This is a genomic window from Candidatus Protochlamydia sp. R18 (genome assembly GCF_000648255.1).
Taxonomy (GTDB): domain Bacteria; phylum Chlamydiota; class Chlamydiia; order Chlamydiales; family Parachlamydiaceae; genus Protochlamydia; species Protochlamydia amoebophila.
In genome coordinates this window covers 1-3,390 of sequence record NZ_BASL01000648.1, presented here as the reverse complement: position 1 = coordinate 3,390, position 3,390 = coordinate 1, and the positions used below count along the sequence as shown (strand labels likewise).

Sequence of the window (3,390 nt, the reverse complement as noted above, 5' to 3'; positions counted from 1 at the left end):
ATTTCTGATGAGGCTATCAAAACTCTTAAAATAGACAGTATATAAAATGCCTTGGTAAATAAATCTCTTGTTTAAAACTTCTCTGTACTTACATTTAAAAATCTCAAGCATAAGTCTCTTTAAGGACAAATCAGCGAAAATTCAGTAAGGTAAAATAAGCGCCTTTAAAAAATCACATGAGAATAAACGAGTAAATAGAGTTATAAAACTTTCGAGATAGTGGTCTTTTTTAAAGGCCGCTTCCATATTTTTTTAGCTATCTGAAGCGTTTGCCTAATTTCTTCGTTTTCTTCTTCATTCGTTCCATTATTGATGATAAAAAAATCCAGGATTCACAAAGGCGTTTAAAGATTGATTAGCGTTGTATAGTTGAAATCCTTCTAATTTTTGAAGATAGCCTCTTTTAGAGAAGGCTATGGAGTTGTTTCTTCCGTAACCAAGCAAAATGCCCAGCAAAGTTATGTTATAACGAATCATGTAGTCTCTGTCTTTAGGACAACAAACTTCTTTTAAGAATTCTGCGGCGTTTTGGTTTGAATTAGAATGCTTTTGAAACAAGTCTAGGTTATCTTCTATAACTTTTAACGTTGCTCGTTTATTAATTAAAACAATTGTGCTGTAAGCTGGAATAAATCTAAAACAAAATTATTTGAAGAAAATAAATGGCTATAGCGTTGCCAAATCTCTATTCCATTCCATACAATCGAATAACCTGGATGTTTTGTAAAAATTATAACTGCATATCGAGCCGGAATTTTGGACAGAGTCGGAAATGTTTCTATAGAAACAGGTTTTTCACCACAAAGTGAATAGCCAATGATTGAATTGTGAATGAGATAATCAAAAAAGTTCTCTAGTGTCTGACGATCTTTTGAAGGAATTTTATCAAGATTTGGATGAGACCAACCTAAAAATGGAAAGAACAAAATAAGATATAAAAATAATGGTTTTAGCATTGGTCTCTATGAGTAGTAACTTTTTATCCTTTGCTTGGACATGCAGGATTCATACATAATCCCCAAACTAAAGGAATATAGCAAGCTGGGCATACATCCCCATGTGCAGCTTGTCTGTAAATATCAAAATAAACTCCTTGTTCGTCTATTTCTAAATGATTAATTGCTCTAAGTTGACCAGCTACGTTAATGAAAATTCCATTTTTAGCTATCTGAACAGAGCCTGGCTTTAAATACACTTTATGTCCATCAACCACAGAAATTAAACAGCCTAAATCAGTGTCTTTGGCAAAACAGCTAATAGAAACAAATGTCATTAAAGCACATAAAATTGCCATGAAATATTTTTGAAACATATTGTCCTCCATTTTATTGAGAGTAGACAATTTATCTAAAAAAGTTTTAATTATGCAATTAATATTTAATTTACAATAGAGACATCAGCAACATTTCCAGGGTTGAGCTGAAAAGCCAAAATTTCTCCTTTCTCATTGATCACGAGAAAAAAACATCCTGAAATTGTTCTCCCTCTCTTTGTCATTTAAATTTTATCTCTGTTATTCATTGTCAAAGATATAAAACCAAAATTCAGGTTAACATGCGTCCTAGAACTATCATTTCTGATTCTTTTGAATTTGGATCTGATATCAATTGATTTCCTGTGGCCATGTCTTAGTATCCTTTTCTAATTCTTCTTCAATTTCCTTAATGGTCGGCAAACTTGACTTAAGATCTTCTGGCAATGCCTCTGTTAGCAATGTTTCATATTCAATTGCTGCCATTGGTTTTTTAATATCCCTAAAAGCATATTCGGCTTTAACCTTCTTTTTGGTTTTGCATAGTAGAATACCGATTGTTGGGTTATCGTTAGGGTGTTTCAAAATATCATCTACGGCTGAAAGATAGTAATTCAATTGTCCAGCATCTTCTGGCTTGAATGCTCTCGCCTTAAGCTTGATTACCACAAAGCACCTAAGCTTTACGTGGTAGAAAAGTAAGTCAATGTATGAAGTATCTCCTTCTACTACAATGGGGTACTGCCTACCCATAAATGAGAAGCCCTGACCAAGCTCCAATAAAAACTTTTGAATATGCCTAACTAGACCATCTTCGAGATCTTTTTCGATGTGATCTTCATGAAGCGTAAGAAAGTCAAAAACATAAGGGTCTTTAAGAGTTTGCTGTGCTAAGTCTGATTGAGGTTTAGGTAAAGTCTGTTGAAAATTCGTAATGGCTTTCCCTTCTCTGTGATAAAAATCTGATTTTAGCCATATCTCCAGCATTGCACGGCTCCAACCATGTTCAATAGATTTTGAAGCATACCACAACCTTTCGTCATTATTTTTTAACTTCTGTAAAAGCAAAATATTATGCCCCCAAGGAATGTAAAATATTGGGAGGGATTCAAACTGTCGCACGGCTTGTGCGACTTTTTCATAAGCTGAAAAAAATGCTTTCATCCTGAATATATTGGCTCTTGAAAATCCTTCTATCCCAGGAAATGTGCCTTGTAGGTCTTTGGCGAGCTTTTCAATAACACCTGTTCCCCATCCATTTTTTTTCTGCTTCTCAACAATTGTCTTTCCAATCATCCAGTAAAGATGAACCAATTCTTTATTAATTGCTGTGATTGCCCTTATCTGGCATTCTTGAATTGTTTTCTTAAGTTCTACCAAAGTCAATGCATATTCTTTATTTGAAAATAGTTCACTTTCTTCCGTATTTGTTGGCTGATTTTTGGCTTTCTTTTCCTTTGGCATTTTGATCCTCAATACATCGATGCTTTTAAGCTGACATCCTATTCATCACATAGCTTAGAGTCAAGTATATGTTGTAAAAGTGTCGAGAGCAATAGTTGGTAATTTATGCCAAGGGAAGGGGTGAGGCTATTTTACTCGTTCATGATAAAAGTAGAGGTTCAAAAGCCATCTAAAGAATTCTCTATATTTTTTAGAGAATGCAAATGAATGCCAAGCTTATCAGCAAATTCACGATAGGTTATCTGATATTCTTCTAAATATTCTTTTAAATTCACAAATGAAAATAATGTTGGCAAAAGTAGTCTTTTTGACTACTTTGATAAATCATGCTATTTTAGAGCCTCGGAATGTCGCCGAAGCATTTTTTTCTAATTTTATTAGATAACAAAGTGAGAATTTCATGCATTCAAAAATATTATAGCCAAGTGTTAACCATTAAGATGTTTGTTACTACTTTGTGCTCCTATCATAGAGGCTAAAAATTGAGGGCCTCTATCCATAATTTCAAGTAGCCGAAGAGCTGCATGATTTGGTCTGCGAGAGCCTTGTTCCCATGCTTGAATTGTATTTAAACTAACATTAAGGTAAGCAGCCAATAAGCTTTGAGAACAATTGAGTTTATTTCTCAGGTGTTTTATATCTTTTGCTTGATACTCTTTTGGCTGCTGTGGAAT

5 protein-coding genes and 1 pseudogene are annotated in these 3,390 nt (G+C 33.9%); all 6 read right to left on the bottom strand.

Annotated elements, in window-relative coordinates; translation table 11 throughout:
* Positions 1-306: 306 nt before the first annotated feature.
* Entirely contained in the window at positions 307-558 is a 252-nt protein-coding gene (locus TY19_RS11575) for a hypothetical protein (protein ID WP_052354762.1), read from the bottom strand.
* Positions 559-602: 44 nt separating this feature from the next.
* A complete protein-coding gene (locus TY19_RS11570) occupies positions 603-956 on the bottom strand; it encodes a hypothetical protein (RefSeq protein ID WP_052354761.1) in 354 nt (117 codons plus the stop codon).
* A gap of 23 nt (positions 957-979) precedes the next feature.
* Entirely contained in the window at positions 980-1,312 is a 333-nt protein-coding gene (locus TY19_RS03835; RefSeq protein ID WP_102035382.1) for a hypothetical protein, read from the bottom strand.
* 74 nt (positions 1,313-1,386) lie between these two features.
* Positions 1,387-1,497, bottom strand: a pseudogene (locus tag TY19_RS14050) (IS982 family transposase); the annotation flags it as partial.
* Between the two features lie 106 nt (positions 1,498-1,603).
* Entirely contained in the window at positions 1,604-2,716 is a 1,113-nt protein-coding gene (locus TY19_RS03830; protein ID WP_042280374.1) for a PDDEXK nuclease domain-containing protein, read from the bottom strand.
* 428 nt (positions 2,717-3,144) lie between these two features.
* On the bottom strand, positions 3,145-3,390 hold a 246-nt coding region (locus tag TY19_RS03825), incomplete at its 5' end, for a helix-turn-helix domain-containing protein (protein ID WP_042280372.1).

Bases quoted from the DNA above. Each gene is read 5' to 3' on its own strand.
- TY19_RS11570 (WP_052354761.1), bottom strand. From the start codon at position 956: ATGCTAAAACCATTATTTTTATATCTTATTTTGTTCTTTCCATTTTTA.
- TY19_RS03835 (WP_102035382.1), bottom strand. From the start codon at position 1,312: ATGTTTCAAAAATATTTCATGGCAATTTTATGTGCTTTAATGACATTT.
- TY19_RS03830 (WP_042280374.1), bottom strand. From the start codon at position 2,716: ATGCCAAAGGAAAAGAAAGCCAAAAATCAGCCAACAAATACGGAAGAA.